1 protein-coding gene is annotated in these 1,075 nt (G+C 63.9%); it reads right to left on the bottom strand.

The window, feature by feature from the left end; translation table 11 throughout:
- Positions 1-1,075 (bottom strand): replicative DNA helicase (gene dnaB / locus AC1DT2_RS24270; RefSeq protein WP_477299294.1); only part of this gene is annotated, 1,075 nt, incomplete at both ends.

Raw genomic sequence — 1,075 nt, 5'->3', positions numbered from 1 at the left:
ACTGCGACAGCGCGATCACCGGCACGTTGAGTTCCTTCGCCAGCGCCTTGAGGCCGCGGGAAATCTCAGAGATTTCCGTCGCGCGATTCTCGCTGTTGCCCGGCACCTGCATCAGCTGCAGGTAGTCGATCACGATCAGGCCCAGGCCATGCTCGCGCTGCAGGCGGCGCGAACGCGAACGCATTTCCACCGGCGACATGGCGGGCGTGTCGTCGATGAAGATCTTGGCATCCGACAGCATGGTGATCGCCGAGGTGACGCGCGGCCAGTCCTCCTCGGCGAGGTCACCGTTACGCAGATGCTGCGCATGCACGCGACCGAGCGACGAGATCAGACGGAAAGCCAGCTGTGAGGCCGACATTTCCATCGAGAACACCGCCACGGCCTTCTTGCCGCGCATCGCCGCGGCTTCGGCGAGATTCAGCGCGAAAGCGGTCTTACCCATCGACGGGCGTGCCGCGACGATGATGAGATCCGACGGCTGCAATCCCGAGGTCAGTTCGTCCAGATCGGTAAAGCCGGTGGAGATACCGGTGAGCTGGCCGCGCTTTTCGTAGCGCTCGGTCAGCATGCGGAACGCCTCGCCCACGGCTTCGCGTACGGAGACGATGTCCTTCTTGCCGCGCGCGCCGGATTCCGCGATGCGGAACACGCGCTGCTCGGCCAGCTCCATCACTTCCTGGACGCTCTTGCCCTCGGGACGAAAACCGTCCTCGGTGATGGACGTGCCGGCATCGATCAGCATGCGCAGCACGGACTTCTCGCGCACGATGTCGCCATAGGCGCCAATGTTCGCCGCGCTGGGTGTCGAGTTGGCCAGCTCCATGAGGTAGGTCGCGCCACCGACCATCTCGGAGAGGTCGTTGGCGACAAACCATTCGCCCAGCGTGATCGCGTCACAGGGCATGCCCTTGTTGGCGAGCTCGTTGATGGCGCGCCAGATGAGGCGGTGGTCCTTACGATAGAAATCGTCGTCGGTGAGCTTGTCGGCCACCTTGTCCAGCGAATCGGGCGAGAGCATGAGGCCGCCCAGCACCGCCTGCTCGGCCTCGATCGAATTCGGAGGAATACGCAG

Source organism: Luteibacter sp. P4_E6 (assembly GCF_056401535.1).
This window is presented reverse-complemented; position numbering and strand designations above follow the sequence as displayed.